Genomic DNA, 336 nt, shown 5'->3' on the forward strand with positions numbered 1-336 from the left:
TAACCATGCGCCTTGGCGAAGTCCTTCGTATCGTTCATGTAATCGCGGATGCCGGGGAAACGTTCGAAATAGCGGTCGATGAAGCCCTGCGCCTCGCCCCGAGGAATGCGCAGGTTGCGCGCAAGTCCGAAACCCGAGATGCCGTAGATGACACCGAAGTTGATGGCCTTTGCGCGGCGGCGAATGTCCGGCGTCATCTCTTCCATGGGAACGTCAAACATCTCGCTCGCTGTCATGGCATGGATGTCGTCGCCCCGCGTAAACGCTTCCTTCAAGGCGGGAATGTCGGCGATATGCGCGAGGATGCGCAGTTCGATCTGCGAATAATCCAGCGCG

The 336-nt window shown here is 58.6% G+C and carries 1 protein-coding gene; it reads right to left on the reverse strand.

Annotated elements, in window-relative coordinates; translation table 11 throughout:
• Positions 1 to 336, reverse strand: a 336-nt coding sequence (locus A3764_RS21175; protein ID WP_236628287.1) for a DNA polymerase, incomplete at both ends; no start/stop codon positions are given.

It is taken from the genome of Sulfitobacter sp. HI0129, assembly GCF_001635395.1.
Classification (GTDB): domain Bacteria; phylum Pseudomonadota; class Alphaproteobacteria; order Rhodobacterales; family Rhodobacteraceae; genus Sulfitobacter.